Source organism: Sphingobium wenxiniae (assembly GCF_007830065.1).
GTDB lineage: Bacteria > Pseudomonadota > Alphaproteobacteria > Sphingomonadales > Sphingomonadaceae > Sphingobium > Sphingobium wenxiniae.
Window position 1 is genome coordinate 1 of sequence record NZ_VLKK01000007.1, and the last position, 24,826, is coordinate 24,826.

35 protein-coding genes and 1 tRNA gene are annotated in these 24,826 nt (G+C 63.0%); 31 read left to right on the forward strand and 5 right to left on the reverse strand.

The genetic code is table 11. The features are described from left to right. On the reverse strand, positions 1–212 hold a 212-nt coding region (locus IQ35_RS10455), incomplete at its 3' end, for a transposase (RefSeq protein ID WP_199739946.1). A gap of 141 nt (positions 213–353) precedes the next feature. Here IQ35_RS10455 and IQ35_RS10460 point away from each other — a divergent pair. Beyond that, positions 354–1,304 (forward strand): class I SAM-dependent methyltransferase, encoded by a 951-nt coding sequence (locus IQ35_RS10460; RefSeq protein WP_145073277.1) that lies wholly within the window; start codon positions 354–356, stop codon positions 1,302–1,304. Between the two features lie 20 nt (positions 1,305–1,324). Here the strand turns inward: IQ35_RS10460 and IQ35_RS10465 are convergent. Then, positions 1,325–1,400 (reverse strand) — tRNA-Val (locus IQ35_RS10465). A gap of 949 nt (positions 1,401–2,349) precedes the next feature. Here IQ35_RS10465 and IQ35_RS21215 point away from each other — a divergent pair. The 7 genes from IQ35_RS21215 (at position 2,350) to IQ35_RS10495 (ending at position 4,646) form a co-directional block, all read left to right on the forward strand. Then, entirely contained in the window at positions 2,350–2,517 is a 168-nt protein-coding gene (locus IQ35_RS21215) for a hypothetical protein (RefSeq protein ID WP_184204905.1), read from the forward strand. Beyond that, a complete protein-coding gene (locus tag IQ35_RS10470) occupies positions 2,514–2,765 on the forward strand; it encodes a hypothetical protein (protein ID WP_145073280.1) in 252 nt (83 codons plus the stop codon). Before IQ35_RS21215 ends, IQ35_RS10470 begins: the two co-directional genes overlap by 4 nt. Before the next feature lie 96 nt (positions 2,766–2,861). Then, entirely contained in the window at positions 2,862–3,110 is a 249-nt protein-coding gene (locus IQ35_RS10475) for a BrnT family toxin (RefSeq protein ID WP_145073282.1), read from the forward strand. Then, positions 3,103–3,363 (forward strand): BrnA antitoxin family protein, encoded by a 261-nt coding sequence (locus IQ35_RS10480; RefSeq protein ID WP_145073285.1) that lies wholly within the window; start codon positions 3,103–3,105, stop codon positions 3,361–3,363. The genes IQ35_RS10475 and IQ35_RS10480 overlap by 8 nt, the downstream gene beginning before the upstream one ends. Next, complete coding sequence (locus tag IQ35_RS10485; protein WP_242003331.1) at positions 3,363–3,596, forward strand: addiction module antidote protein; 234 nt, start codon at positions 3,363–3,365, stop codon at positions 3,594–3,596. Before IQ35_RS10480 ends, IQ35_RS10485 begins: the two co-directional genes overlap by 1 nt. Positions 3,597–3,800: 204 nt before the next feature. Beyond that, complete coding sequence (locus tag IQ35_RS10490) at positions 3,801–4,127, forward strand: hypothetical protein (protein WP_145073288.1); 327 nt, start codon at positions 3,801–3,803, stop codon at positions 4,125–4,127. A gap of 243 nt (positions 4,128–4,370) precedes the next feature. Beyond that, positions 4,371–4,646 (forward strand): hypothetical protein, encoded by a 276-nt coding sequence (locus IQ35_RS10495; protein ID WP_145073291.1) that lies wholly within the window; start codon positions 4,371–4,373, stop codon positions 4,644–4,646. 42 nt (positions 4,647–4,688) lie between these two features. On the opposite strand, the gene IQ35_RS10500 is transcribed toward IQ35_RS10495, so the two are convergent. From IQ35_RS10500 to IQ35_RS10510, 3 genes are all read right to left on the reverse strand, one after another. Continuing rightward, the gene (locus IQ35_RS10500) at positions 4,689–5,489 is read right to left on the reverse strand and encodes a DNA adenine methylase (RefSeq protein WP_199739947.1); all 801 of its coding nucleotides are present in this window, start codon (positions 5,487–5,489) and stop codon (positions 4,689–4,691) included. A gap of 153 nt (positions 5,490–5,642) precedes the next feature. Next, positions 5,643–6,701: a phage portal protein gene (locus IQ35_RS10505; RefSeq protein ID WP_145073297.1), complete on the reverse strand. Its 1,059-nt coding sequence runs from the start codon at positions 6,699–6,701 to the stop codon at positions 5,643–5,645. Further along, positions 6,698–8,551: a terminase large subunit domain-containing protein gene (locus tag IQ35_RS10510; RefSeq protein WP_145073300.1), complete on the reverse strand. Its 1,854-nt coding sequence runs from the start codon at positions 8,549–8,551 to the stop codon at positions 6,698–6,700. Before IQ35_RS10510 ends, IQ35_RS10505 begins: the two co-directional genes overlap by 4 nt. Before the next feature lie 164 nt (positions 8,552–8,715). Here IQ35_RS10510 and IQ35_RS10515 point away from each other — a divergent pair, with 164 nt between their 5' ends. From IQ35_RS10515 to IQ35_RS10630, 23 genes are all read left to right on the forward strand, one after another. Beyond that, positions 8,716–9,531 carry a GPO family capsid scaffolding protein gene (locus tag IQ35_RS10515; RefSeq protein ID WP_145073303.1) on the forward strand — a complete coding sequence of 272 codons (816 nt, stop codon included), beginning with the start codon at positions 8,716–8,718 and terminating at the stop codon, positions 9,529–9,531. 47 nt (positions 9,532–9,578) lie between these two features. After that, entirely contained in the window at positions 9,579–10,628 is a 1,050-nt protein-coding gene (locus tag IQ35_RS10520) for a phage major capsid protein, P2 family (protein WP_145073307.1), read from the forward strand. 37 nt (positions 10,629–10,665) lie between these two features. Next, positions 10,666–11,457, forward strand: a complete 792-nt coding sequence (gene gpM, locus IQ35_RS10525) for a phage terminase small subunit (protein WP_145073310.1) — start codon at positions 10,666–10,668, stop codon at positions 11,455–11,457. Between the two features lie 118 nt (positions 11,458–11,575). Next, a complete protein-coding gene (locus IQ35_RS10530; RefSeq protein WP_145073313.1) occupies positions 11,576–11,806 on the forward strand; it encodes a hypothetical protein in 231 nt (76 codons plus the stop codon). Beyond that, positions 11,803–12,285, forward strand: coding sequence for a head completion/stabilization protein (locus IQ35_RS10535; protein WP_145073316.1), 483 nt, complete (start codon positions 11,803–11,805; stop codon positions 12,283–12,285). The genes IQ35_RS10530 and IQ35_RS10535 overlap by 4 nt, the downstream gene beginning before the upstream one ends. Continuing rightward, complete coding sequence (locus IQ35_RS10540) at positions 12,285–12,509, forward strand: tail protein X (protein WP_199739948.1); 225 nt, start codon at positions 12,285–12,287, stop codon at positions 12,507–12,509. The genes IQ35_RS10535 and IQ35_RS10540 overlap by 1 nt, the downstream gene beginning before the upstream one ends. A 2-nt stretch (positions 12,510–12,511) precedes the next feature. After that, positions 12,512–12,844: a hypothetical protein gene (locus IQ35_RS10545; protein WP_145073319.1), complete on the forward strand. Its 333-nt coding sequence runs from the start codon at positions 12,512–12,514 to the stop codon at positions 12,842–12,844. A gap of 5 nt (positions 12,845–12,849) precedes the next feature. Further along, on the forward strand, positions 12,850–13,302 hold the full coding sequence (locus IQ35_RS10550) for a D-Ala-D-Ala carboxypeptidase family metallohydrolase (protein WP_145073322.1): 453 nt from the start codon (positions 12,850–12,852) through the stop codon (positions 13,300–13,302). Further along, the gene (locus IQ35_RS10555) at positions 13,299–13,697 is read left to right on the forward strand and encodes a hypothetical protein (protein ID WP_242003323.1); all 399 of its coding nucleotides are present in this window, start codon (positions 13,299–13,301) and stop codon (positions 13,695–13,697) included. The genes IQ35_RS10550 and IQ35_RS10555 overlap by 4 nt, the downstream gene beginning before the upstream one ends. A gap of 126 nt (positions 13,698–13,823) precedes the next feature. Continuing rightward, positions 13,824–14,342 (forward strand): phage tail protein, encoded by a 519-nt coding sequence (locus tag IQ35_RS10565; protein WP_145073325.1) that lies wholly within the window; start codon positions 13,824–13,826, stop codon positions 14,340–14,342. A gap of 9 nt (positions 14,343–14,351) precedes the next feature. Then, positions 14,352–15,029: a phage virion morphogenesis protein gene (locus IQ35_RS10570; protein ID WP_145073328.1), complete on the forward strand. Its 678-nt coding sequence runs from the start codon at positions 14,352–14,354 to the stop codon at positions 15,027–15,029. A gap of 230 nt (positions 15,030–15,259) precedes the next feature. After that, entirely contained in the window at positions 15,260–15,472 is a 213-nt protein-coding gene (locus IQ35_RS10575; protein WP_145073331.1) for a hypothetical protein, read from the forward strand. Between the two features lie 83 nt (positions 15,473–15,555). Continuing rightward, positions 15,556–16,440, forward strand: coding sequence for a baseplate assembly protein (locus tag IQ35_RS10580; protein WP_158636650.1), 885 nt, complete (start codon positions 15,556–15,558; stop codon positions 16,438–16,440). Beyond that, positions 16,437–17,624 carry a phage tail protein I gene (locus tag IQ35_RS10585; protein WP_145073337.1) on the forward strand — a complete coding sequence of 396 codons (1,188 nt, stop codon included), beginning with the start codon at positions 16,437–16,439 and terminating at the stop codon, positions 17,622–17,624. Before IQ35_RS10580 ends, IQ35_RS10585 begins: the two co-directional genes overlap by 4 nt. After that, complete coding sequence (locus tag IQ35_RS10590; RefSeq protein WP_145073340.1) at positions 17,624–19,873, forward strand: hypothetical protein; 2,250 nt, start codon at positions 17,624–17,626, stop codon at positions 19,871–19,873. Before IQ35_RS10585 ends, IQ35_RS10590 begins: the two co-directional genes overlap by 1 nt. Before the next feature lie 12 nt (positions 19,874–19,885). Then, complete coding sequence (locus IQ35_RS10595; protein WP_145073343.1) at positions 19,886–20,083, forward strand: hypothetical protein; 198 nt, start codon at positions 19,886–19,888, stop codon at positions 20,081–20,083. After that, positions 20,064–20,852: a hypothetical protein gene (locus tag IQ35_RS10600; protein WP_145073346.1), complete on the forward strand. Its 789-nt coding sequence runs from the start codon at positions 20,064–20,066 to the stop codon at positions 20,850–20,852. The genes IQ35_RS10595 and IQ35_RS10600 overlap by 20 nt, the downstream gene beginning before the upstream one ends. A gap of 9 nt (positions 20,853–20,861) precedes the next feature. After that, the gene (locus IQ35_RS10605; protein ID WP_145073349.1) at positions 20,862–21,500 is read left to right on the forward strand and encodes a hypothetical protein; all 639 of its coding nucleotides are present in this window, start codon (positions 20,862–20,864) and stop codon (positions 21,498–21,500) included. 1 nt (position 21,501) lies between these two features. Further along, positions 21,502–22,131, forward strand: a complete 630-nt coding sequence (locus IQ35_RS10610; RefSeq protein WP_145073352.1) for a hypothetical protein — start codon at positions 21,502–21,504, stop codon at positions 22,129–22,131. 61 nt (positions 22,132–22,192) lie between these two features. Beyond that, positions 22,193–22,720, forward strand: coding sequence for a phage baseplate assembly protein V (locus tag IQ35_RS10615; protein ID WP_242003324.1), 528 nt, complete (start codon positions 22,193–22,195; stop codon positions 22,718–22,720). After that, positions 22,708–23,055, forward strand: coding sequence for a GPW/gp25 family protein (locus IQ35_RS10620; protein WP_145073358.1), 348 nt, complete (start codon positions 22,708–22,710; stop codon positions 23,053–23,055). The genes IQ35_RS10615 and IQ35_RS10620 overlap by 13 nt, the downstream gene beginning before the upstream one ends. Positions 23,056–23,085: 30 nt before the next feature. Beyond that, positions 23,086–24,255, forward strand: a complete 1,170-nt coding sequence (locus IQ35_RS10625) for a phage tail sheath subtilisin-like domain-containing protein (RefSeq protein WP_145073361.1) — start codon at positions 23,086–23,088, stop codon at positions 24,253–24,255. Positions 24,256–24,294: 39 nt separating this feature from the next. Continuing rightward, a complete protein-coding gene (locus IQ35_RS10630) occupies positions 24,295–24,810 on the forward strand; it encodes a phage major tail tube protein (protein ID WP_145073364.1) in 516 nt (171 codons plus the stop codon). The last annotated feature ends 16 nt before the right edge of the window (positions 24,811–24,826 follow it).

Consider the following 24,826-nt stretch of genomic DNA (forward strand, 5'->3'; position numbering starts at 1 on the left):
ATCACCCGCGCTGGATCGCGCGGATCGGCAATACAAGCCGCCAGGCGCTGGCAAATCCCCATCGCGCGCTCGGCCTGTGCAAGCAGTAGAACACCGCCATCCGAGGTAAGCCGGCCACCGTCGAACGCAGCTGTGATTTTCTTGCGGCCGACTGCTGGGAATCCAAATGAGCTTGCGATATCATCGTTCATGGCGGGTGTGGCCCGTGGCATTTTCTGCCCTGCGGCAGGTTCGGCTTAGACACCCAGTTCCTAATTCAGATCAGAGGCTTACGCCACTCCCGCCAACCCTTCAGGACACTTTTGGTGAATAAGGCGGGTTAATCGCTTTGAAGCGCGTGAGGGGACGGATTAATGCAGGGCAAATCATATTCTTTCAGTTGCCTTATTTGCGGCAACAAAGATAAATATACGCCGGTGCAAGAAACCATTCTTGGCGATCAGAAGGGAGAAATGATCGCAGTCGAATGTGGGGAATGCGCTCATACCCAACTGTTCCCGCCTCAATATGATGTCGCCTTTTATGAGAGCGACGGGCAGGTCAACAATGTTGTCAAGCATTATGGCACGCCACAGAAAACTCTGTTCGATCACAGCTTCATAGAGGCAAGGCGCAGGCGTGAGCGCTTCGGAGATCGCGGTATCCGGCTTTCCGAAAATATGAAGCTTCTGGACATTGGCGGCGGCTATGGCTTTTTCGGAGGGGAAATGGCGCGGTCATTTCCCAATGCCGAAATTACGGTCTTGGAACCCAGCCAGACACGCACGGAGATCGGGGCGGTGCAGATGGCGGAGAACGGGATCAGGCCGCCGCAATTCCAGGTGGGCGTTCTGGATCAGGACTTTGCGGATCGGAATCGCGGAGTCTTCGACATCGTGACCATGTGGCATGTTCTCGAACATGTCCCCGATCCGGTCGGCCTGCTGAATCTGGCCATGCAGATCGTCAAACCGGATGGGGCGCTCTGCGTTGAAGTCCCCAACCTGCATGACGATACGATAATGTTATCCGAGGCGTTCAGGAACCGGTCGTTCATGGAGGAGCATGTTTCCTACTTCTCGCCGGCCACGCTCAGATCGATCGCTCTGCGGGCAGATCGGGATGCCGCCGTGGAACTTTATGGATATCAGAGATACGGGATATTCAATTACTTCCATTGGATACACTTCAACAAGCCGCAGGGCGCTTCCCCGGATCTTTTCGAAGGGCAGGATCGCTTCTGGCTCGAGGCGCACTGGCGGACGGAAAAGGAACACCGCTTGACCAGCGATGCGCTGTTCATGGTGATGCGGCATCCCGCCTGAGTTGCAATGCGGCTTTGAAATGGTGGGCGATGACGGGCTCGAACCGCCGACATTCTCGGTGTAAACGAGACGCTCTACCAACTGAGCTAATCGCCCCCGTGGGGATTTCCCCGCGCTTCTAGGGCTTTTTGGCCATCGGTCAAGAGCATGTTCACGGAACAGAGCGGCAACGAACGGACAGGAACGGACCTGAGAGTCCCGAACTATTCCCGAACTTTTCCCGAAGCCTTTTTGACGACGATCGCCAAGGCGGCGCTGCGGTGATGTCGGGGCGGCCTAGATGATCCCTGTCGGCTGGCGGCGATATGACGTGGCGGGTATCGGAAAAAACGCAACATCCGCAACATTGACGGAAAACCGTCATTTTAAGCGCAACAAACGGCGCAACATCAACGCAATCAGGTTACATTTTGAAAACGCAACATTTGATATTCGAAAAGGCTAGGATTTCTGCGGGTGTTGCGTTTTTGAAGGCTGGGGGTGACATTTCATTATCCCTCAAATGCAACATGAATTATGACCGTAATTCAACGCGCTAGGCGCAATCCAAAAGGGCACATTTCGGATATTGCGCTTTCCCGGCCCCTCCCTCATGTTCTCGTCAGCTACGGAGGCATTTTTGCTCGATGCGGGAACCGCTGAGCCGTCGCCCATTCACAAGCGCTTTCGAACGATAAGAGTGGGTCTGTAGCTGCATCAAAATGCATCAGCGCAAGGAGCGCGCAGACTGCCCTCCGGCCTAGAAGCTGGGCGGCTTTGGCGGGGTGGTCGATGGTGCATCAAAACCGACATAAAAAGCGCGCGGGCGAGGCGGGGGGAAAAGCGCGCGGCGCGGGGTCGCCGCGCCGGGCCTCCCGCGCGGGCCGCGCTTTCGCGTGGGTCCAGGCACGGTGATGGCATTGAGGCGCGATAGGGGCGGCCGCGCGCTTCGCAAGGCGCGAAAGAATGTTGCTCGCTGCCTGCATGCCCGCCGACGCAGTCCGTCGATTTCGGATTGACCGACTCACCGAATGTTCATCATATGTTCTCCATATTGGAGGAACAGATGGAACGGATTGACGACATTCGCGACGCGGTCGCGAAGGCGCTGGAAGCGCGTGGCATGGATAACCGGCAATTCCTTCGCGACATTCGCGAAGGGCGGCGGGACGATGGCCCTTATATGATCGGCGCGCTGGCGTGGGATCAGCAGATCAAGGCGCCAGCTCAATGAGCCGGTCCCGTCACAAGGGCGCAAGCCCCCTTCCCCGCCAGTTGGACAGCTGGTCCGTCGACCATCCCGTTGCCCATGCCATCCGCACCGGCGACAGGTGGTTCGGCGCATGGCAGCGGCAGACCTGCATTCCAGAAGCTAAGCTGTCCCGGTTGACCGGCATCCCTGTCCGACGCTTCGCCGCAATCGAATATGGCGGCCCTTTGTCCCGCGCCGAACTGCGTGGAGTATCAGCGCGGCCGACCTGATCGCGTCGATGCCGAACCCGGAACTGGTAGTGGATTAATTTCTGTATATGCAAAAACCGCTTGCCATCTATAGTTTTCGCATATACACAAACTTACATGGAAATCGAGTTCGACCCCGCGAAGGACGCCAGCAACCGCGACAAGCATGGCATTTCCCTTTCGCGGGCCGTCGACCTCGAACAGGTCGTTGTTGTCGAGGATGACCGCTATGACGAACGGCGCTTTCGCCTTTATGGCCTGATCGACGGCCAATGGCATTGCGCCGCCGTCACCCTGCGCGGCAGCGCTGTCCGCGTCATCAGTCTTCGGCGCGCCCATGATAAGGAGGTAAAGCGACATGTCTAAGGAAAAGCCGGTCGTTTTTGACGAAGAAAACCCGGAATGGACCGAGGCGGATTTCGCCCGCGCCCGTCCGATCAGCGATTTTCCCGAACTGGCTGCGGCCTTTCCCAAATCGAAGGGTGGTCGGCCGCGCGGATCGAACAAGGAACAGGTTGCCATTCGACTGGACAAGGACGTTCTGGAACGCCTGCGCGCGGGCGGACCGGGATGGCAATCGCGGATCAATGAGGTGCTGCGGAAGGCGCTGGCATTGTGATGCAGGAAATCGCGCCTTTCGACGCGGCGGAACATCTGACCGAAGCGGAGGATCAGGCCGAACTGCTGGCCGATGCTGTCGCAACCGGCGATGCCCAGATCATCGCCAAGGCGATCGGCATGGTCGCTCGCGCGCATGGCATGGTCGAGCTGGCGAAGGAAACTGGCATCAACCCTCAGCAGCTTTATCGCGCCCTTGGGCCGGAAGGAACCCGACGCTGGCGACCATGCTGAAGGTGCTGCCAGCGCTGGGCCTGCGAATGCGGATAGAACAGCGACCTGAGCCGCCGCCCGCGCTTGCGCCATGCGGAAGGCTGCAATGAATGAGCGCCGCGATCAACGATCACTCTTGCCAACATCCAATGTCGCGCCTAACCGTGCAAAAAACAGGTCGCAAAACATGTATTCTGGGGGTGAGATACTGTGTTACTGCGACTTGTGGCAACCGCTGTCATTGAACGGCTGCATTACTTCAAAATCAGGACTCGCATCATTGGCGACACGCTGGAGCTTCTTCTGCCTTCGCGCGGCTTTTTGGGGCGACCGGACGAAACGAGCGAATATCTGGCGGGCCATAGCGATGGCGGCGCGCGGGAGTTGCTGAACCTGATACGGGCGGTTCCTGAACTGCAACAGGCGATCATCCTCCAATTGAAAGAAAATGTCCCTGTCTGGGGGGGGGCGAAAGAATATTTCAAAGCCGGGAATCAATCTCCCTTTGAGGGGCAAGAAATCAATATTGATAACGGACGAGCCAGCGCATGATGGCGCGCCGGTGTCGGAAGGCCAGGCCCAGACTTACAAGGTTTCCGGCGATGAACCATCCGGCGGCTGTCATCAGCTGTCCTTCATCTGTGCCGCCGCCGGAGCTGGCGCCTGGCTGAGGTCCAATAACCTCGCGCGGGCCAATCCGTTCCCCCACATGCCAGGTCGACGAATGAATGCGCGACGGAACCATGCCGCGCGTAACGTGTTGCTAGCGGATCGACATACAGGGGAGAAGGCGGGGTGACCCCTCTTGAACGCGCAGCACGTGTTTTCGCTACGGCATATCTGGTCAAAAGCCAAAGCTGGCTTGAGGCCGACCCCTATGTGGTTGGGTGGGTGAACGCGTATTGGAGGGATTTCCTGCCGCATGTGCGCGAAGTCCTGATAGCCGTCCGCGATCCCGGCCAGGAGCTGATCGCCAGGGTTCGGGGCGATGCGGTTTTCGCGCCGGAATCCGATGAGATCGAGGCCGCCCATGCCAGCATGATCGACGCCATGCTGGAAGAGGCGGCCTGAGCGTGATGCGGACAGCGGCCTGAGCCGCCGCCCGCGTTTCGCCTATGCGATGGCGAAATTGCTCACGATCAATTCGCCCGCTTGCTGGCTCCTGCCGCTGATCGAATAGGTCGTTGCAGTTTCCGCCATGCGAAAGCGCCCGAACGTCGCGCGCGCGCCGGGAGTGTCGTTGATCGACAGCAGGAACTTGCCCTTGATCGGCCCCAGCTGGGCGGCCAGCTGCTCGAAATCGCCGCGGCTAAAGACGTCCTGTCCATAGTCGCGCTCACAACCCCAATAAGGCGGATCGAGATAGAACAGCGCGCCGTCGCCGTCATAGCGCCGGATGAACTCGTCATAGCCCAGCTGCTCGATGACGACGCCCGCAAGCCGTTCATGAATATCCGCCAGCATCGGTTCCAGCTTCGTGACGTTGAAGCGGCTCCCCATCCCGCGCGATACACCGAAATTGCGGCCTTCCACCTTGCCGCCAAAAGCAAGTCGCTGAAGATAGAGGAAGCGCGCGGCCCTTTGCAGATCCGTCAGCCGCTCGGGCGGCAATGCCTTCAGCCGTTCGAATTCAGCCCTGCTCGCCACGCGAAAGCGCAGCATGTCGATGAAATAGGGATAATGCTCCTGAAGGACGCGGAAGAAGGTCGCCACGTCGCCCGAAACATCATTGATCGCTTCGGCGGCGGGTCGGCGGCTGCGGCGCAGGAAAATGCCGCCCATGCCCACGAAAGGTTCGGCATAGCTGTCGTGGGGCACGCGATCGATGATCGCGCAGATCCGGCGCGCCAGATTGCGCTTGCCGCCGATGTAACCGGCGGCGGGGGAAACGGGACGGACTGCGGTTAGGGTCATATTTACCATTTGCCTTCAAACGAACGCCCGCCCTGGACAGGGGCGGGACGGGCCAGGGTGGCCATTGGTCGTGGCGAGTGTAGGTCTCGTCGGTGATCCGCGTGACAGCGCGGCTCCCCCCCGCTTCCCGGCTTAGCGCCGGTCTGCGATGGATCAGGCGGGCGCTTTTGCCCGTTCCTTGAACCGGACGGCTTCGACGCCCAGCTTTTCGTTCACTTCCAGACAGACGGCCTGCAACGGCTCGATTTCCAGTTCGAAGAAGCTGTCGAGCGCCTTGGCCGGATCGCCGAAGCCGCCCGCATTGGCCGGGATGATTCCCAGAAGTTGGGGCGGCACGCGATGCGCGGCCAGCACATCGTCGCGCGTCGTGTTCTTGATCCCCAGAAATTCGTCCTTCGCGCCGACCTCGGCGATCGGAACGACCTTGATGCCGCCTTCCTTGCCTTCGGGCTGGTGCACGAACAGATTGCGGAAATTCCCCGGCCCCTTGGATTTCTTCATGGCTTCGCGGATCGCGTCGACATCGCCTTCCGTGAATTGACCCGTCGCATGGAGGATGAAGCCCGCATGGCTGCCGTTCAGATAATAGCGGCGGCGGAACAGGGTCGCGCTTTCATTGAGCAGCGCCGATTGCAGGGCGGACAGATATTCGGGCAGGCCATAAATCTCCTGATTGACGTCAGGGGCGGCCACATGGACGATGGTGTCGCGCGGATATTCGACTTCATTCTTGTATCCTGGCACCCACCAATAGCTGCCAGCCTCGATCCCGCGCCGCACATATTTCGCCAGTTCATGATTAAGGCGCAGCGGATCGCCAAGCCGGTTGCGCGTGATTTTCAGATAGAAATTGCCGAACACCAGATAGTCCTGCACCGCCGCCATGAAGTCGCGGCGCGACAGGTAGGGCGTGGGATCAAGGCTGGCCGCCAGCATGTTGCGCTTCAACATGATCGCGCTCGAATGGTGCGGGCTGACGCGATAGGCCCGCGCGAGGCCGTCCAATGACAGCGGCGGCTCATACCAGCGCTGATTGTGCCAGCATTCGATCATGTCGAGCAGCGTGGCCCGATCCAGCACGGGTTCCGGATCGCCAAAGGTGAAGGCGGAAACCTGCGCGCGGCGATCGTCAGCCAGATTGTCGTTCGCGCCGATCTTTTCCTGCGCCGCCATGGCGGTGGATGGGCGGCGGTTGCGTGCGCGCTTGGTCATAGAATCTCCATCGTGCCCTTGGGCTTTTCCTTGCCGTCCAGCGGCTCGTTCATGAGGATGTGCATCGTCGCCCATGCCAGATCGGCATGGCCGTCATTGCCGCCGCGACCGGCCTTGAACGTGATGTTCCGCCCGCTGGTGGTCAGGGTTTTCTTGATCGATACGAATGCGGAAACGATGTCGAGCATCCCCGCGTCAAAGGCGATGCGGCCCCGGCGGACGACATTTTGCGCCTTCATGATCATCTGGGCTTTGACGTCGAGCGAATATTCGATCTTCACCACGGAGCAGCCAGGGATCGCCCCCGGCTTGGCGAGCAGCTGATAGACGCCCGCACCGACGCCCTGCGCGTCGATACCCAGATAGGTGCAATTATAGCGGGACAGCACCCGCTTGATGAATTCGGCCTGTTCTTCGAAATCGAGGCCGCGCAGCTGGTGGCGCTCCAATATGCGGAACGGCCCGCCTTCGACCAGCGGCGGCGCGGCGATGACGAGCGCGGCATTGTCGCCGTCCTCGCTTTCCTGTGGATCGTAACCGGCCCAGACGGAACGCATCCCGTAAGGCCGCAGCGCCTCGATGTTGAAATCCGTCCATTCGACCAGGCTGTCACAGCCGCAGGCGATCATGTCGTTGAACTTGAAGGCCGACAGGCTGTCGTCCACGAATTCGCACAGGAACAGGTTGGCGAATTCGTCGGGCGCATATTCGTCCTGCAATTCCTCGATATCGAAGAGATCGCAGCCGCCTTCCTCCGCGTCGCGGATGGTGACGATGTGCCGCCACGTCCTGTCGTCGCACAGCAGGCCCAGCTTCAGCGCCGCATGGGAAACGTCGATTTTGAGCTGATCAGCCTTCTTTCGCCGCCTGTTCTTCCGTTCGCCGGTCCAATAGGGATAGGCTTGGTGGGCAACGCTGGAAGGCGTTGAAAAATATGTTTTCCGCCACTTCTTGTGGGTCGCCATGCCGGAGGCGACCTTGTTGAGCACTTCGAAGCCGTGGACCCAGAAGAATTCGTCGAAATAGAAATTGCCGTGATAGCTTTGGGCCGTCTTCGAATTGGTCCCAAGGAAGATCAGTTCCGCCGCCGCTTCCTCCGGCGGGCGGAGGTCGGACGTGATCAGCATCGGATCGCCGGTCAGCGCCACGCCGACCAGTTTGCCAAAGGCCACGATATAGGAGCGGAACTGATGCGCCTGCGCCTTTGAGGCCGACAGGAATATCTGGTTCCGGCCCGTTTCGATCGCGTCGATCAGGGCTTCAAACGCGAAATAATAGGTCGCGCCGATCTGGCGCGATTTCAGGATCATGCGGGTGCGCTGATCCTTCGCCTGCCACCAGCGATGCTGGTAATCATACAGGCCATCGAGGAAGATGCGCTTGAGTTCCGCCGCCTGGTCGGCGGTGAAATGGTTCTTCTTCGGCTTTTTGCGCGGTCCCGCGTTCCGGTTATTGACCTTCTCGTTTAGGTCGCCCGCATGGCCACCGGGAGCGTCATAGCGGCGGACGCGGGCAAGGCTTTCGATCTGCCGCGACAACGCATCCATTTCGACCAGATCGCCCGGAGTTTTCTTTTCCTTGGCGATCAGCGTCATCAGCCGGATTTCGAGGCTATCCTCGATCTTGCGGATCGACGGCGCGTCATCCCAGCGGTCGCGCTGTTTCCACGCTTCGATCGTCGCGCGCGGGATCGGACCGCCCTTGTCATTGACGACGCCGTGCAGCGCGAATTCCTCCGCGATCTGCGTGACGCCCCAGCCCCGCCAATAGAGGCTGCGCGCATGGCGGCGCGGATCGAACTGCCACATGACAGACGGTGCGCCGGGTTGCGGAGGGACAGGCGTGGACATCGCGGCGGACCATGCCGCGCCGATCCCGCCCGCTGCATCGCGCCGCTTGTGTAAGGTCGCGCTCTACACAAGGGCGGACTTGAGACGCCGCCGCCTTCGGTCCCTTTCTGCACCGTCATTCGCGCCCCGCGCGCCGTCACGCAGGAACAGGAACCGGACCGATCATGGCAAAGACCAAATATTTCCGCATCGCCGTCGAAGGCGCGACCGTTGACGGGCGCGTGATCCAGCGCGAATGGCTGGAACAGATGGCCGCCAGCTATGATCCGGCGACCTACACGGCCCGCATCAATTGCGAGCATATCCCCGGCCTCAGCCCGGATCGCCCGTTCAACGCCTATGGCTCCGTCCTGTCGCTCAAGACGGAGGAAGTCGAACTCATCATCAACGGCGAAAAGAAGAGGCTGCTCGGCCTCTATGCCGCACTCGACGCCAACGACAATCTGGTCGCCATCAACAAGGCCGGTCAGAAGCTGTTCACCAGCTGCGAAATCCATCCTGACTTCGCGGGCGAGGGGACCGCCTATCTGGTCGGCCTGGCCGTCACCGACAATCCGGCTTCTCTGGGCACCGAACCGCTGAAATTCGCCGCCATGGCGCGGCCCAATGTCTTCACCCCGGCCCATGAAACGGCGCTGGAAATCGAACCGGCGACCGATGGCGCGACAATCGCGGAAGCGACGAAGAGCGGCATCATCGCGGCCTTTGCCGCCCTGTTCAAACCGCAGGAAAAGCCGAAGGAAGAGCCGCCGCAGACGCCGCCCACGCCCGCCAATGACAACCGTTTCGACATCGCGCAGTTCGCGGTCGTCATGGGCGAACAGATCGCGGCGGCGGTGAAGCCCGGTCACGATCGCATGGAGGCTCTCTCAGGCCGCTTCGACGCGCTGGAAGCAAAGCTCAAGACCAGAGAACAGCACAGCGGGTTCAACCGCCAGCCCGCGACTGGCGGCAACGGCAGCATTCAGACGGACTGCTGACCGGCGTCGTTCCTAAAAATCCCCTTTCTTCTGCCAGGAGCATATCGATGCGTCGTGAAACCCGCCTTGCCTTCAAGGCCTATCTGAGCCAGCTGGCTCGTCTCAATGGCGTCGAAAAGGCCACAGAGAGCTTTTCGGTCGCGCCTGCGGTCCAGCAGAGGATGGTCGAACTCATCCAGGCATCGAGCGCCTTCCTGCAAAAGATCGCGTTCGAAACCGTCGTGAATCAGGAAGGCGACAAAGTGGGCGTGGGCGTAACCCGGCCGCTTGCGGGGCGCGTCAATACGCGTGGCGGAACGCGCCGCACGCCCACCGACCCGACCGACACCAGCGATGGCGGCCGCTATCGGTGCGAGCAGACCTTCTACGATCACGCAATCAGCTGGGAACGGCTCGATGCTTGGCGGCACAAGCCGGAATTCCAGCAACTGGTTCGCGACGTCATCATCAAACGGCAGGGGCTTGACCGTATTTCGATCGGTTTTCACGGCACGTCCGTCGCCGCCGCGACCGATCTGGTCGCCAATCCTCGCTTGCAGGACGTCAACAAGGGCTGGCTGCACAAAATCCGCACCTACGCGCCGGAGCGCGTGCTGGATGATGGTGCTCTGACGGCGGCCGGGAAGGCGATCTATGTCGCGGATGTCGCTGACGCGACCAAGCGCGACTATGTCAATCTGGATGCGCTGGTGAAGGATGCCAGCACGCTGCTCGATGACTGGCATCAGGACGCCGACGATCTGGTGGTGATGATCAGCCGCGACCTCGTCCACGACAAATATATGCCGATCATCAACAAGGCGGGCGATACGCCGACCGAACAGATCGCCCGCGATGCCATCCTGCGCGCCGCCAATCAGGTCGGTGGTTTTGCCGCCGAACGCGTCCCGGACTTCCCGGCCAACAGCCTTCTGATCACCAGTTACAAGAATCTGGCGGTCTATGAGCAGGAGGAATCGCGCCGCCGTTACCTCAAGGACGAACCGGAACTTACCCAGATCGCCAACTATGAAAGCGTCAATGAGGCCTTTGTGGTCGAGGATTACGGCAAGGCTGTTCTGGTCGAAAACATTGTGATGGGGCCGAAACCGGCCTGACCCGCAGCCATCCCGCTTCATCTGACAGGACACGCACATGAGCCTTGCTCGCCGACACCGGGACCGCATCCTTGCCGCCCAATCCGCTGCGTCCGCTCCCGATGGTGGAGCGGGCCACGTCCCCGCTGCCGACCTTCCCCCGGCAGCGGGGGCGACCAACGCCATGGCGGCCGATCGCGCCGCCGCTGAAATTGCCCTTCGCCTCACCCATGATCTGCGCCGCCTCAAGGAAATCAAATCGATCGACAAGAAGGTCGAAGCGAAGCGGCTGATGCTGCCAGAATATATCAGTTGGGTGAAAGGCCTGTTCGAAGCGGACAAGGGCGTCGGAACAGGCACCGCTGCGGAAGTCGCGCCGACCGTCATGGTCTGGCTTATCGACATCGGCGAATTCGACGACGCGCTCGATCTAGGCGAATTTCTGCTTCGGCACGATGTCGCGATGCCCTCGCGCTATAATCGCGATGTCGCGACCGTGCTGGTCGAGGAAATCGCGGACGCCGCGATCAAGGTGCAGAATGCGGGCGAAACATTCCCCCTCGCCATCCTTTTCCGCGTCGATGGCCTGACCGACACCGCCGACATGCATGATGAAGCCCGCGCCAAGCTGATGAAGGCCATGGGCGTCGAACTGCTGCGTCATGCGGAGGATGTCGAGGCGCAGGAAGCGCCCACGGCTTTGAACCATGCTCTGACGGCCCTGCGCGAAGCGCAGCGCCTCAACGATCGCGTGGGCGTCAAGGACAGGATCAAACGGGCCGAAAAGCTGCTGGCGGCCTGCGCCGCCGCCGCGCCCGCAACGGAACAGGGCGGCGATAGCGCCGCCTGACAGGCTCGCCCCCGGCGCTCGTGGGCGGATCGCGCGAGACGGGAGGCCTTCGGGCCGAAGGGCCGTCCTCTGACCCGATCCCCACCCACGTAAACCGGGGGCCGATATCGGAGGAATCATGTTCGCCATCGTCGCTTTCTTCATCCTCAAGGCCGCGCTGCTGCTGGTCGTCATGGCGGCGGGTGGCCTGTTCGCGGCCTATGGCGTGGCGCTCCGCATCTTCATGGGGATGGAAGCGCGCCGCTCGACCATTCGCCGCTATGGCTGGCTGTGCTGGGTGCTGGTCGCCATGGGCGCCATCATCTTTGCCTATGCCAGCGCGGCGCTGATCCGGCTGATCCTCGCATGAGCTTCGTCGCGCGCCCCACGCTCGCCGCCGAAGAAGCGCCGCCCGCAGCGGAAGCCGCTGTCATCAATGACGGCTTCTTTCCCGACATCGATCCCGTTGCGGTGCGCGATGCCGCGCGCATCCCCTCCAGCATCACGCCTGCGCGCCTGCGCGCCGCGATCCTTGGCGCGATCATGCGGGCGGAAATCGACCTGCGCGCCTTTGCCTCGGCCGCGATCGCCAGCGGGCATGAGACGCTGGACGCTGTTCCCGCGCCGGAACTGGACGGGCAGAGCGTGCAGGTCATCCGCTATCAGCGCGCCATCGAGCTATTCGCCAAGGCCGAACTGATCGACCGCCATCGCGATTTCGACCTGACCGCCGCTGGCGTCAACCAGGCCGACGAACTGGAACAGTCGATCGGCGACCTGCGCCGCGATGCCCAGCACGCCATCCGCGACATGCTGGACCGCACCCGCACAACCGTGGACCTGATCTGATGGCCGCCGCCATGCGCCTGATCGCGAAGCAGGGCGACACCATCGACCTGCTGCTGTTCCGCGACGCGGGGCTGGGACCGGCGCATGTCAGCCGCGTGCTGGAAGCCAATCCCGGCCTTTCCCGGCACGATCCCATCCTGCCGCTGGGGACGCTCATCACCGTTCCCGCCACCGATAACGCGGCCGCCGCGCGGACGCTGCCCCTCATCCAGCTTTGGGACTAGACATGGATATTCGCACCTTCCTGCAGAACGCCCCCGAAGTCGTCGGTTCGCTGTCGCCGTCGCTGATCGGATCGGCGGTCGCGCAGGCATGGAAACCCGGCCTGTCATGGCGGCACCGCTTCCTCCAATGGATCGTGGGATCAACCGTCAGCTTCTATGCGACCCGCGCGATCATCGCCTTCACCGGCTGGAATGATTTCGTCGCGCAGTCGATCGCGTTCGGGATTGCCCTTCTCGCCTTCGACGCCACGCCCCGCATCGCCCGCGCGGTCATCGACACGCTGACCAGCGTGCCGGGCCGCGTCGCCGACCGCTTCCTGCCCAACAAGGATTGATCGCCATGCAGCTTTCGCCCCATTTCAGCCTGGCCGAATTCACCGCGTCCGCGACCGCAACCGCCCAGCGGATCGACAACACGCCCGGTGCCCGCTCGATCGCCGCCATGCAGCTGCTCTGCGGCAAGGTGCTGGAACCGCTGCGCGCTCATTTCGGCAGGCCGATCCGCATCACCTCGGGCTTTCGGTCGATCAAACTCTGTCTGGCGGTGGGGTCATCGTCGACAAGCCAGCACGCGCAGGGCGAAGCGGCCGATCTGGAAATCAGCGGCATCGACAATGTCACCGTCGCGACATTCATCCGCGACCGCCTGCCGTTCGACCAGCTGATTCTTGAAAACTATGTTCGCGGCCAACCCAATAGCGGCTGGATTCACGTCAGCTATCGGGAAGGCCGGTTGCGAAAGGACGTGCTGACCTATTCCCGCCGAACCTATTTCAAGGGGCTGCTGCCATGACGCTGGGCCTGTCGCATGTCGCCATGGCGGGGGCGCTCGCCGCCTGCGCGGCGGGGATCGGCGGTTATTTCCATGGCGTGAGCATGGGCGTCTCGCAGGAGCAAGCGGCGCAGAAGCGCGCTGACGATGCGCGCGAGGCTGAACGCCAGAAGCTGCAGGGCCAGATCGATGCGTCGAACGAACGCTTTCAGGCGGGCGAATATGCCCGCCAGTCCGCTGTCAGGGAAATCTATCATGAAAGCCAGAAGGTCATTGAGCGTCCGGTCTATCGCAACGTCTGCGTTGATGCTGACGGCGTCGGCCTGCTCGACCGCGCCGCCGCCACCGCCAACCGCGACGATATCTGGGGGATTGCTGGCGACACCCGCCCGATTGCCGAGCGTCCAGCGGACTGACGCGGGGGATATGACCGGCGCGCAATGCCATGGCAGCCTGACCAGCCTCTATGATGTGGCGGGCCAGATCCGCGCGACCCTGATCGAATTGCAGGGGCAGGTCCGCCTGTCGAACGGGTCGCGCTGATGCACAAGCTCGCCAGCCTCCGCAAATGGCTGACGCTCTGCCTGCCCGACTATGGCAAGCATCCCGACCTGATGACCGTCTATGCGGAAGCGGTGCGCGTGTTGTCGCGGCAGTCGCGCAGCCTGTCCTTCCAATATGCCTATACCGCCAAGGTCGGGCTGTGGGATTTCGCGGGCGACCCGGATCATGTCATGGTCGCGGTGCTGGCGTGGATCGAAAAGGAACAGCCATCGCTGCTGAGCCAGAGCGACAATAGCCCGTTCAGCTTCGAACCGGACCTGCTCGACGGCGACAAGTCGGATCTGCTGTTGTCGATCGACCTCACTGAAAATGTGCTGGTGATGCCGCGCGCGGACGGCAGCGGCTATGATCTTTCCCATCCGCCGGAACCCGACCTGACCGATCATTTCAGCGGTGTCAGCGCGACATTCATTCAGGGCTTCGGCAATGTCGAGCGCCTGGCCGAAAGCGCCGATCCCGGCGCGGTGCTGACAGACGCCGTTCCGCCCAATGCCTGATCGCGCCGCATGACCGACGATCTGGCCGAAGTCGAACGGATCGCGGGCGCGCTGCTGCAAAGCCTGTCATCGGGCCAGCGCCGCACGCTGATGCGGCGCATGGCGCGGGAACTGGCGAAGGGCCAGCGCGAGCGGATCGCGGCGCAGCGGCAACCGGACGGATCGGCCTTCGCGCCCCGCAAGGAAAAGTCGCCGCCGGTCATGGGACGCGGCGCGGCCTGTTTCCTTTATCCATCGGGCGGCGGCGGCGCGCCGCGCCGGGTCATCATGAAAAGTTTCGCCTGGACGACCGGGCGCATGATGACCGGCTTCGATATCGAGGCGGGCGGCATCCGCTCGTTCGAATTCGACAAGGTCGTGAAATGGCTGCCCGTGCCGGAAGAATATCGCAATGCCGGGGCGGGCAAGCTGCGCCGCCGGGGTGGCGTGCGCCGCCGCGCGATGTTCCGCCGCCTCGCCAGCGGGCGGTTCCTGCGGACGGGCATCAACGATCAGGGCTTCTGGGTCGGCTTTTCCGGCAAGGTGTCGGAGATCGCCACCGTCCACCAGCGCGGCCTGCGCGACAAGCCATCCGTCCGCGCCGCCGCCATTCCTTATCCGCGCCGCGAACTGCTGGGCGACACCGCCGCCGATCGTGAACACATGCTCGACATGCTGTATCTGCATCTGGCGGACGATCTGGGCTGATAGGGCGCTTCTAAACAGGGGCATGATTTTGCAGGCTTGACGCACCAGCCATCGTCCGCCAAATTGATGGGAGCTTCGCAGCATTACCCGACCATGAGTCACGCGCGGTGCTACCTGATGGACAAAGCTGAGCGCTGCTCGCTTATGCCCGTTATTACCCAAAATTGTTGAATTGGCGCAGGATGTGTCCTGCATACTCAAGGAGTAAAAAAATGCGTGAAGGATGGTATGTGCTGCGTGAATCCGATGAGGATGAAGCCCCTGAATTCTGGAGTGGCGCCAACGAATGGGATTCGGATATTTCGCGCGCTGACCGCTTCGATAGCTATGATGCGGCATCCGAGGGAACCGAATGGTTTGGCGGCGAGAATGTCTCGATCGTGGAATTTGATCGCGACGGCGCTGAGGTTGAGCGTTCCAGGCCGCCCTTCAGCGAGAACTAACGACCTGCGCCCTTGTGTAGGGCCGCCCTCTACACAAGGGCGCGATGGCATGGCCCGCCCGCCCGTGCAGACCATCGCGCGCCATGGCCCTTACTTCCTCCGTCGCGCTCGACCTGTCGAAACTGCCGCCTCCCGCGTTCGTGGAAACGCTGGACTATGAAGCGATCCTGTCCGCGCTGATCGCGGCGGCGCGGGAGGAATGGCCCGATTTCACGCCGCGCGAAAGCGATCCGGCGACAAAAATACTGCAGGTCTTCGCCTATCGCGAAATGTTGTTGCGCCAGCGGCTCAACGATGTGGGCCGATCGATCATGCTGGCCTTCGGCCGCGATAGCGATCTGGATCATCTGGCCGCATTTTATGGCGTGGAGCGTCAGCTGATCCGCGCGGCGACCGATAGCGAACCTGCGATTTGGGAAGATGACGACTCGCTGCGCGCGCGCATCCAGCTTGCGCCCGAGCAGCTGCCCTATGCGGGCCTCACCGGCGCTGGCTATCGCTCGCGCGTCCGCCGGTTGACCCCGGCGATCAAGGACGTCGCCAGCATCAAGCGCGATGGCGGGCAGATCGACATCGTCCTGCTGGCGCGGGACGGCGACGGCACGGTTTCGCCTGACATCGTCCACCTTGTCACGCAGTCCTTTCAGGATGACGACGCGGTGCAGCTGACGGACATCGTCACGGTGCGCGCGGCGGATATCCTGCCTTATGACGTGGCGCTGACGCTGTGGGTCCGGCCCGGCCCCGACCAGTCGCTGCTGCGCGCGGCGGCGCAGCAGGCGGTGCGCGGATATGCGGCCCTGCGCCATCGCGTCGGCGCTGTCGTCTTTGCCCAGATGATCAGTTCGGCGGCGTCCGTGGGCGGCGTCGAGCATGTGACGATCGCGGGCGGCGACATCGATCCCGGTCCCTATGGCGCGCCCTGGCTGCGCGACCTGTCCATCGCGATCGAGACGGTCGGCGCATGACGGCCGCCCACGCCTTGCTGTTGCCATCGGGCAGCACGTTGCTGGAAAGGGCGCTGGCGCGCGGCGCGGCCGATCCCTTCACGCGCCTGCGGGCGGAAACGATCCCCGAATATGGGAATCCTGATCTGTGCCCCGCATGGATGCTGGGCCATCTGGCATGGCAGCTTTCGGTGGACATCTGGCAGGAAGGCTGGAGCGAAACCCGCAAGCGCGAGGTCTGCCGCAAGGCGTTCCAGCTGCACCGCCTGAAAACCACCGTCGCGGGCATCCGCGCTCATCTGGCGCTGGTCGACGCCGAGTTGCTGAGCGTCACGCGGCCCCCGGCCAAAAGCTGGCTGCACGGCGCGCTGACGGAAAAGGAGCTGGCGTCATGGCGCGCCCGCCTGCCCCAGATCAGGATTTATCCGTTCCGCACGCCGTCGATCGCGGATCGGCGCGCCTTCCTGACGCGCGGGCGCAGCTGGTGGGGCACGGACTGGCTGCGGGATTCGCGCGGCGTCCTGCTGCTGGGCGAGCGCGCGGCCTGGCATGATCAGGGCCATGAAATCCCGGTCCGCATCGAGCGGCTGACCGATGGCATCGTCTCCCGCATCTTCCTGCGGCGCACCATGCGGCGCGGGCGCTTTTATGGCGCATTCTGGTTGCAGGCCTCCGCCGCCGCCGATCAGGTCGTTACGCTGCGCCTGGACGATAGCGCCTCCGATTTCGCCGTGCCGCCGGGAATCGAGCCGATCGACGTCCGCCCGCAGCGCGTGGCGATCAACCGGATCGCGCCGCGCCCGCTGGCTTTCGCGCGCCGCTTCGGCGGTTTCCTGATGCAGTCCAACGGGCCGATGATGCAGTTCGATTGCATCTATCTTCATCAGGCCGATCGCGCCGCGACCATGCGGAAGGTGCGTAGCTGGTATGGCGTTTCGCGGCTGGGCATGTCGCCCTTCAGCGCGGAACTGAAAGTCCGCGTTCCCATGCGCCGTCCGCGCCAGCGCGCGGGCCGCTGGCTGGGGCAGGGCCATGTCATGGCGGCCGACCTTGCCCCGCTGCATCGCGCGCTGGAAGCCGTCCGCGTGTCCAAGGCGCTGCGCGACACGATCCTGATCGACACGGCCACGCGCGAGATCGCGCGCTTCGGCACCGGGCTGCGGTTCGGGGAATTCACCTTCGGAGAAAATAGGGAGATCGTCTAATGGAGCGTCGGGTCAATTTTCACGATCGCATGGACCTGAGCCATGCCGATCTGAACAATGTGCAGGCTTTCGCGCAGTCGTCCATGGATGACATCGTCGCGGACGGCCTGACCGCCGACCGCAAATATGCGGGCTTCGACGCGGTCGCCACCGGCGTGGCCGAACTGACGGTGCAACCGGGCCGCCTCTATGTCCAGGGCCGCGTCTACAAGCGCGACACGGTCTTCACCAAGGACTTCACCACGTCGCTGCCCATCGCCACGCGCAAGATCGTCAGCCTGGTCATCTATGGCGACGAAGCGCAGACGGACGTGCGGCCGCGCGAATTCCTGCTCGATGTCGAAACCGGATCGTCGGAATCGCGCACGGTCGCGATGGAAACCGCCCGCCTTTGCACGATCAACGTCGCATCGGGTCAGGAAAATGCGGACCCGCTGCCGCCCATCCTTGATGCCGGCGTGGTCGAAGTGGCGCGCATCGTCCTGATCCCGACCGGCATCCAGTCCGTCACCATGATGACGGCCAACCGGCTCGACAGCGTGCAGGCGGTCGCCGCCCGCACCGGCGCGCTCGAAACCTTCCGCGATCGCGTCGACCCGCAGGTCGCATCGCTGGCGTCGGATATCGCCGCGCTGACCAAGGGGCAGGCCACGGTGGTCGGCCTCGACATGTATGGCCGGATGCTGGGCCGCATCGCCGTCATGGAAAAGAAGCTGGACATTCCCGGCAACGCGCTCGATTCCGCCGCCGACTTCTTCCTTGATGCGTCGGGTTCGGACCTGGCCTTCGCGGGATCGTCGGTCAAGCTGCAGGAAGGGCTGCGCTTCGCCGATGACGCCGCCAATGTCGCGCCCCTGCAGGTGTTCGATCCGCTCAACCCGAAGGCCAAGATCGTGGGCGGGATGCTGTTCCCGGCCTACAGCCGCGCCAGGCGCATGAGCGTCGGCCCCGCCACCGGCGAAGTGCAACTCAGCGCCTACACCTACGCCACGCATGAGATGGTGCAGAAAACCGTCAGCCGCACCCGCATCCGCTATGGCGGAAGCTGGACAGTTTCGACCAGCGCGGCATGGTGGAAATCGGGCCTGTATAACGCCACCGCTTCGATTTTCGGACTGATCGGCGAAGCGCTGGTCCCGACGGCCTTTTCCCGCGCCGTCCTGTATCACCACCATGTGCGAGTGCCCTATTTCTGGGAAGACAGCTATGAGGAAACCTATTGGGAGGATGTCACCACCGCGCATAGCGTGAATGGAACGCAGGTGGCGGAAACCTTCCTTCAGGCCAATGACATGTGGCTGGACGCGGTGGGCCTGCGCTTCACCCGGCTCGCGGCGGACGGGGCGGTGACGATCGCGATCTGCGAGACGGATCGCGGCGCGCCGCTGCTGGACAAGGTCATTGCCCGCGCCACGGTCGAGCGCGCGGCGCTCAAGCTGGGGGAGGATACCGTCATTCCCTTGCAGCCGACCTTCCTGACCGGCGGCGTCCGCTATGCCATCGTCATCCTGACGGCGGCGGACCATTGGGTCGGCACGGTCCAGGGCAGCGTCTATCCGCAGGGCACGATGTTCTATGTGCTGGACGGGGCCTATCAGCAGGGCGACGGGACGAAGGATATCGCTTTCTCGCTCCACGCGGCGGAATTCGCGGCATCGCGCACCGTCATCGAACTGGCCCCGATCCAGCTGATCGGCGGCGTGGTCGATATCGACGTGCTCGCGCCCACGGTCGTTCCGGGCGCCGCGCAGCTGACCTATGAAGTGCAGATCGGTTCGATCTGGCATCCGCTGGCCAGCGCGCAGGAACTGGCGTTGGGGGCTGGCGGCGCGATCCCGCCGCTGTTGCCCTTCCGCGCGGTGTTCAGCGGGACCACGGACGTGATGCCCGCGGTCAGCCTGACCGGATCGCAGGTCGCCGTCTCGCGGCCCAGGACGGCCTTCACCCATTTTTCCGCCATTCGGAACCTGCCGTCATCGTCCGACAGCATCCATGTGACCGCGCGGCTGGAGGATTTCGACGGCGATCATCATGTGGCGACCTGCCATCTGCGGACCGGCGGCGGCTATGCGACGGAGACGGCCCCCTCCACGACGGTGGACAATGTGACCGAAGACGGCGCGATCGAACGGACGTGGACCTTCGCGCTGGGCGCGCCGGTGGCCAGCTACCGCATCAAGCTGTCGGGGACCACGGACAATGTCCTCAACGGCTTCCACATCGCCGCCCGCAAGGACTTCGCGCTCTAAGGAGGAATCACCATGACGAACAGGACAAGCAGGGCGCGCAGGACCGCGCCGCAGGGTGAACAGGGCCGCTTTGAGGTGACATTGTCGGCCGTGCCGCCGGGGCTGCTGGGACCGCAGTTCCGGCGCGGCGCGCGGATCACTGTCGACGCGCTGCTGTTGCAGCGGCTGGAAGAAGCGGGGGCGGCCGACAATGTCCAGCCTGCCGTCTGAACTCGACTTCGACAAGGATCGATCGGCAACGCCCGACCGCATGAACCGGGCGATGGATTATATCATCGCCCGCCTTCGCGCGCTGGAATCGAGCCAGCCGGAATTTTCCGCCGCCGTCGAAGAGCTGCGCCGCCTGATGCTCGACCGCATGGCCGAAGTGTTGATTCCGGCCTATCAGCAGGTCAACACCATCCGGCAGGAACTGGAAGCCATTCAGACGGAGTGGGTCGACGCCGGTTTCGGCGATGCGCTCGCCGCCGCCCTATTGGCGCAAGTATGGTCGAGGGCGCAGGCGGACGGACGTTTTGCCGCCATCGCCCATGACCATGGCATCGCGGACATTGACGGGCTGAGCGCCGAAATCCTTGCCATCACGAACGCCATAGGCAGCCTGACCGATGATCTTTCGGGCAAGGCGGCCGCCGCCAGCCCGACCCTGAGCGGCGCGATCTATGCCAACGGGTCGCAGCGCGCGAACGTCACGGCCATGGCCGCGCTGAATATCGATTGCGCGGCGGGCAATTATTTCACCAAGACGATCGCGGGCAATTCGACCTTCACCGTTTCAAATGTCCCGGCCTCGCGCTCCTATGGCTTCACGCTGGAACTGACTCACACATCCGGCACCGTGACATGGTTTTCCGGCGTCCAGTGGCCGAACGGCGCTGCCCCCAGCCTGACCACCGGCAAGGTGCATCTGTTCATCTTCCACACGGATGACGGCGGCGCGACATGGCGTGGCGCGGCGCTGGCCAATTATAGTTCGTGAGGCGCGGCCATGGATGAAATCACGCGCAGATTGATGATGGCGGCGGCCGCGAAGGGAAAGGCTGAATATATCAATTCATTCAGCGTCATAAACGGATCGATGTTATCTAGCTCAGCAACCTTCGCGATCCCCCCCGGCGCGCAGGTCGGCGATCTTATTCTGGTGTTTGTCGCGGCGACTGGCAGCAGTATTTCCATGACTCCGCCGGCGGGATGGACTGTCTTGACCGCATGGAGTGGCAGCGGACCATGCGGCTGTGTTTTTTACAGGGAGCGCCAGGCTGGAGATTCCAACGGATATATGAGTGTGCCTTTCAGCGTCTCGGCTTATGCGAATACTTTTAGCCAATGTTGGCGCAATGCGAAGATTGGCGCTTATGGCGCATTTGCCCGTGCATCAACTCCTGTCGTCGCGTCTGGAATCACGATGGGAAGTGATGGATTCCTCCTTCACTTTGTTGCCGCCTACGCCAGTCCAACATTTACGCCCGAAGGCTCGATGAGCATTCGCTATGCATCGTCAAGTCCAGCGCCGAGCATAGCGAATTTTTATGCCGAGTTATCGGCTGGACCGACCGGCTCCCGAACACCCGGCATGTCTTCTCAGAATGTGAACATTGGCGCCCTTGTCGGCATAGAGGCGAAGTGAAATGATCCTTGCGAAAATCACCGGCGGTGCGGTCGCCGCCTATCCCTATTCGTCCTGGCAGTTGCGTGCGGACCATCCCGACACCAGCTTTCCCGCCGAACTGGATGGCATCGACCTTGCCGATTTCGGCGCGGCGGCGGTCGAGCCAGGCGCGCCGCCCGCCTGCGACGCGGAACATCGGGTCGAGGAATCGCAGCCTGTGCTGTCGGGCGGCAGATGGGTCCAGACATGGCAGGTCGTGGCGCGGTCGGCGGAGGAACTGGCGGCGCATCAGGCCGCGTTGCTGGCGCAGGTGGACAGCGAAGCGGGCGCGTTCCGGCTGCATTTCATCACCGAAACGCCCGGACAGGCGCAGACCTATGACGCGAAGGCGACGGAAGCGGCCGCCTGGACCGCCGCCGCCGATCCACAGCCGCAGGACTTCCCCTTCCTGTCGGCCGAAGCTGCGGCCTGCGCCATGACGATCGGAGAAGTCGCGGCCATCATCACCGCGACGACCGCGCAATGGACGGCGTTGGCGGCCCGGATCGAGGGCGCGCGCATGGCGGCCAAGCGCGCGATTCAGGCCGCATCGACCTTCGCGGCGATGGACGCGGCGGCGGCGGTCGATTGGGAAGGGCTGCTTGTGTAAGGCGGCGCTCTACACAAGGCAGGCCGCGCCTGCGTCCTGATCCGGTTGCATGGTCCGGCCCATGTCGGACATCGAACAGCAGCTGGGCGATATTGCCCGCATCGGCACCGTCGCATCGGTCGATCATGCCGCGCGCACCTGCACCGTGGAAACCGGCGATATCGTCACCGGACCCCTGCCATGGATGGCGATGCGCGCTGGCCGCATGTCAATCTGGTCGCCGCCCAGCGTCGGCGAACAGGTTCTGCTGATCTGCCCCGAAGGCGATACGGAAGCGGGGATCATCCTTCCCGGCCTCTATTCCGACGACAATCCGCCGCCATCGTCCAGCCCGGATGAAGTGCGGATCGCGTTCGATGACGACGCCTTCCTTGCCTATGACATGGCGGCGCACGCGCTGACAGCGAAGTTGCCGTCGGGCGGCACGATCGATGTCGAGGCGGACGGCGGCGTCAGCATCAAGGGCGATGTGACGGTGGATGGCACGATTCGCGCCACCGGCCTGATCAAGTCGGATGACGATGTCTGGGCGGAAAATATCAGCCTGAAGCATCACGGCCACGGGGCACCCATTTCATGGCCGGAATGAACCGCCGCACCGGCGAGGTCATCGACGGGCTGGAGGATATCCGCCAGTCGATCCACGACATATTATCGACGGCGGTCGGTTCGCGCCTCGCGCGGCGCAACTATGGATCGCTGCTGCCCGAACTGATCGATCGCCCGTTGATTCCCGCCAATATCCTGCGCCTTTATGCCGCCACCGCGCTGGCGATTTCGCGCTGGGAAGATCGCGTCCGCCTGCGCCGCGTGTCGATGGCCGACGCGGTGGCGCAGGGCGCGGGCGTCCTGACGGTCGAGGGCGACCGCACCGACTTGCCCGCACCCCAATCCTTTCGTTTCGACCTGCCCCTGTCCCGTTAGCCCCTGTCCCTTTAGTCAAGGAGTCCCGTCATGGCGTTCAAGCATGGCATCACCATCACCGAAGTCACCAGCGGCGCGCGATCGCTCGCCGCCGTATCGACCGCCATCATCGGCCTGGTCGCCATCGCCGAAGATGCGGACGCCGCGACCTTTCCTCTCAACCGGCCCGCGCTGGTCACGGATGTCGAGGCTGCAATCGGCAAGGCGGGCGTGGACGGCACGCTGGCCAAATCGCTGCGCGCCATCGCCGATCAGGCGCGGCCGATCATCGTGGTGGTGCGCGTGGCGGAAGGCGAGGACGCGGCGGAAACCGCCAGCAATGTCATCGGCACCACGACGCCGGAAGGCATGAAGACCGGGATGCAGGCGCTGCTGGCGGCCAAGGCGCAGCTGGGTGTGCAGCCGAAGATCCTCGGAACCCCCGGCCTTGAAACGCAGGCCGTCACCACGGCGCTGGCGGTGGTGGCGAAGAAGCTGCGCGGTTTCGTCTATGCCCGCGCCATCGGCGACACGGTGGCGGCCGCCACCGCCTATCGCGCCAATTTCGCGGCACGCGAACTGATGCTGCTCATGCCCGATTTCCTCGCATGGGATACGGAGGAAGACGCGGCCGTCACCAGCTTTGCCGCCGCGCGCGCCATGGGCCTGCGCGCCCAGATCGATGAAACGGTGGGGCCGCACAAGACGCTGTCGAACATGGCGGTCGAAGGCGTCGTGGGTCTGACGAAGGATATCCATTGGGATATCGAGGATCAGGCGACCGAGGCGGGGCTGCTGAATGCATCGGAAGTGACGGCGCTGATCAGGTCGGACAATGGGTTCCGTTTCTGGGGCAACCGCACCGCGTCGGACGAGCCGCTGTTCGCCTTCGAAAGCACGGTGCGCGTGGCCCAGCTGATCGCCGACACCGTGGCGGGCGGCATGATGTGGGCGATCGACAAGCCGCTCACCCCCGGCCTCGCCAAGGACATCGTGGAAACGATCAACGGCTTCTTCCGCGAACTGAAGTCGGCGGGCGTCATCCTGGGCGCGAACGCCTGGTATGATGCGGCGAACAACAGCATCGCGAGCCTTCAGGCCGGAAAGCTGCGTATCGATTATGATTTCACGGTGCCGCCGCCGCTCGAAGACCTCGGCTTCTACCAGCGCATCACGGATCATTATTTCGCGGATTTCGCCAAGCAGCTGGCCGCCGCCTGATCGCTTCCTTTCACCCTCTTTCCGTAAAGGAGAACCGCCATGGGCATGCCCCGCGTCCTGATGAACATGCTGCTTTTCAACGAAGGCCTCGCCAATGTCGGCGAGGCCAAGACCATCACGCTGCCGGTCCTGTCCCGCAAGATCGAGGAATGGGGCGGCGGAGGCCTGGGCGGCGCGCTGCCGATGGACATGGGGCCGGACGGCCTCATGGAGTTGACCCACACCTATGGCGGCCCGATGCGCCAGATTTTCAGCCAATATGGCATCACCAGGATCAACGGCGTCTATCTGCGTTTTTCCGGCGCCTATCAGCAGCCTGACAGCGATAGCGTCGATAATGTGGAGGTCATCGTGCGCGGCCTGCACAAGGAAATCGACATGGGCGACCAGGAGCGCGGGGAACCGGGCGAATTCAAGGTCACGTCCGTCCTCTCTTATTACAAGCTGGACTGGAACGGCGAAACGCTGATCGAAATCGACCGGCTCAACATGATCGAGATCGTCGACGGCGTCGACCGCCTCGCCGCCCAGCGCGCCGCGCTCGGCATGTTCTGATCCAATGCCGCCCGCT

What these genes read in the sequence shown, in the direction of transcription:
- IQ35_RS10475 (WP_145073282.1), top strand. Translation starts at nt 2,862, where the DNA reads ATGGAAATCGAGTTCGACCCCGCGAAGGACGCCAGCAACCGCGACAAG.
- IQ35_RS10595 (WP_145073343.1), top strand. Translation starts at nt 19,886, where the DNA reads ATGACGAACAGGACAAGCAGGGCGCGCAGGACCGCGCCGCAGGGTGAA.
- IQ35_RS10630 (WP_145073364.1), top strand. Translation starts at nt 24,295, where the DNA reads ATGGGCATGCCCCGCGTCCTGATGAACATGCTGCTTTTCAACGAAGGC.
- IQ35_RS10545 (WP_145073319.1), top strand. Translation starts at nt 12,512, where the DNA reads ATGGATATTCGCACCTTCCTGCAGAACGCCCCCGAAGTCGTCGGTTCG.
- IQ35_RS10480 (WP_145073285.1), top strand. Translation starts at nt 3,103, where the DNA reads ATGTCTAAGGAAAAGCCGGTCGTTTTTGACGAAGAAAACCCGGAATGG.
- IQ35_RS10500 (WP_199739947.1), bottom strand. Translation starts at nt 5,489, where the DNA reads ATGACCCTAACCGCAGTCCGTCCCGTTTCCCCCGCCGCCGGTTACATC.
- IQ35_RS10625 (WP_145073361.1), top strand. Translation starts at nt 23,086, where the DNA reads ATGGCGTTCAAGCATGGCATCACCATCACCGAAGTCACCAGCGGCGCG.
- IQ35_RS10590 (WP_145073340.1), top strand. Translation starts at nt 17,624, where the DNA reads ATGGAGCGTCGGGTCAATTTTCACGATCGCATGGACCTGAGCCATGCC.
- IQ35_RS10530 (WP_145073313.1), top strand. Translation starts at nt 11,576, where the DNA reads ATGTTCGCCATCGTCGCTTTCTTCATCCTCAAGGCCGCGCTGCTGCTG.
- IQ35_RS10510 (WP_145073300.1), bottom strand. Translation starts at nt 8,551, where the DNA reads ATGTCCACGCCTGTCCCTCCGCAACCCGGCGCACCGTCTGTCATGTGG.
- IQ35_RS10610 (WP_145073352.1), top strand. Translation starts at nt 21,502, where the DNA reads ATGATCCTTGCGAAAATCACCGGCGGTGCGGTCGCCGCCTATCCCTAT.
- IQ35_RS10505 (WP_145073297.1), bottom strand. Translation starts at nt 6,701, where the DNA reads ATGACCAAGCGCGCACGCAACCGCCGCCCATCCACCGCCATGGCGGCG.
- IQ35_RS10620 (WP_145073358.1), top strand. Translation starts at nt 22,708, where the DNA reads ATGGCCGGAATGAACCGCCGCACCGGCGAGGTCATCGACGGGCTGGAG.
- IQ35_RS10470 (WP_145073280.1), top strand. Translation starts at nt 2,514, where the DNA reads ATGAGCCGGTCCCGTCACAAGGGCGCAAGCCCCCTTCCCCGCCAGTTG.
- IQ35_RS10540 (WP_199739948.1), top strand. Translation starts at nt 12,285, where the DNA reads ATGGCCGCCGCCATGCGCCTGATCGCGAAGCAGGGCGACACCATCGAC.
- IQ35_RS10570 (WP_145073328.1), top strand. Translation starts at nt 14,352, where the DNA reads ATGACCGACGATCTGGCCGAAGTCGAACGGATCGCGGGCGCGCTGCTG.
- IQ35_RS10565 (WP_145073325.1), top strand. Translation starts at nt 13,824, where the DNA reads ATGCACAAGCTCGCCAGCCTCCGCAAATGGCTGACGCTCTGCCTGCCC.
- IQ35_RS10460 (WP_145073277.1), top strand. Translation starts at nt 354, where the DNA reads ATGCAGGGCAAATCATATTCTTTCAGTTGCCTTATTTGCGGCAACAAA.
- IQ35_RS10585 (WP_145073337.1), top strand. Translation starts at nt 16,437, where the DNA reads ATGACGGCCGCCCACGCCTTGCTGTTGCCATCGGGCAGCACGTTGCTG.
- IQ35_RS10485 (WP_242003331.1), top strand. Translation starts at nt 3,363, where the DNA reads ATGCAGGAAATCGCGCCTTTCGACGCGGCGGAACATCTGACCGAAGCG.
- IQ35_RS10520 (WP_145073307.1), top strand. Translation starts at nt 9,579, where the DNA reads ATGCGTCGTGAAACCCGCCTTGCCTTCAAGGCCTATCTGAGCCAGCTG.
- IQ35_RS10615 (WP_242003324.1), top strand. Translation starts at nt 22,193, where the DNA reads ATGTCGGACATCGAACAGCAGCTGGGCGATATTGCCCGCATCGGCACC.
- IQ35_RS10535 (WP_145073316.1), top strand. Translation starts at nt 11,803, where the DNA reads ATGAGCTTCGTCGCGCGCCCCACGCTCGCCGCCGAAGAAGCGCCGCCC.
- IQ35_RS10605 (WP_145073349.1), top strand. Translation starts at nt 20,862, where the DNA reads ATGGATGAAATCACGCGCAGATTGATGATGGCGGCGGCCGCGAAGGGA.
- gpM (WP_145073310.1), top strand. Translation starts at nt 10,666, where the DNA reads ATGAGCCTTGCTCGCCGACACCGGGACCGCATCCTTGCCGCCCAATCC.
- IQ35_RS10580 (WP_158636650.1), top strand. Translation starts at nt 15,556, where the DNA reads ATGGCCCTTACTTCCTCCGTCGCGCTCGACCTGTCGAAACTGCCGCCT.
- IQ35_RS10600 (WP_145073346.1), top strand. Translation starts at nt 20,064, where the DNA reads ATGTCCAGCCTGCCGTCTGAACTCGACTTCGACAAGGATCGATCGGCA.
- IQ35_RS10550 (WP_145073322.1), top strand. Translation starts at nt 12,850, where the DNA reads ATGCAGCTTTCGCCCCATTTCAGCCTGGCCGAATTCACCGCGTCCGCG.
- IQ35_RS10555 (WP_242003323.1), top strand. Translation starts at nt 13,299, where the DNA reads ATGACGCTGGGCCTGTCGCATGTCGCCATGGCGGGGGCGCTCGCCGCC.
- IQ35_RS21215 (WP_184204905.1), top strand. Translation starts at nt 2,350, where the DNA reads ATGGAACGGATTGACGACATTCGCGACGCGGTCGCGAAGGCGCTGGAA.
- IQ35_RS10515 (WP_145073303.1), top strand. Translation starts at nt 8,716, where the DNA reads ATGGCAAAGACCAAATATTTCCGCATCGCCGTCGAAGGCGCGACCGTT.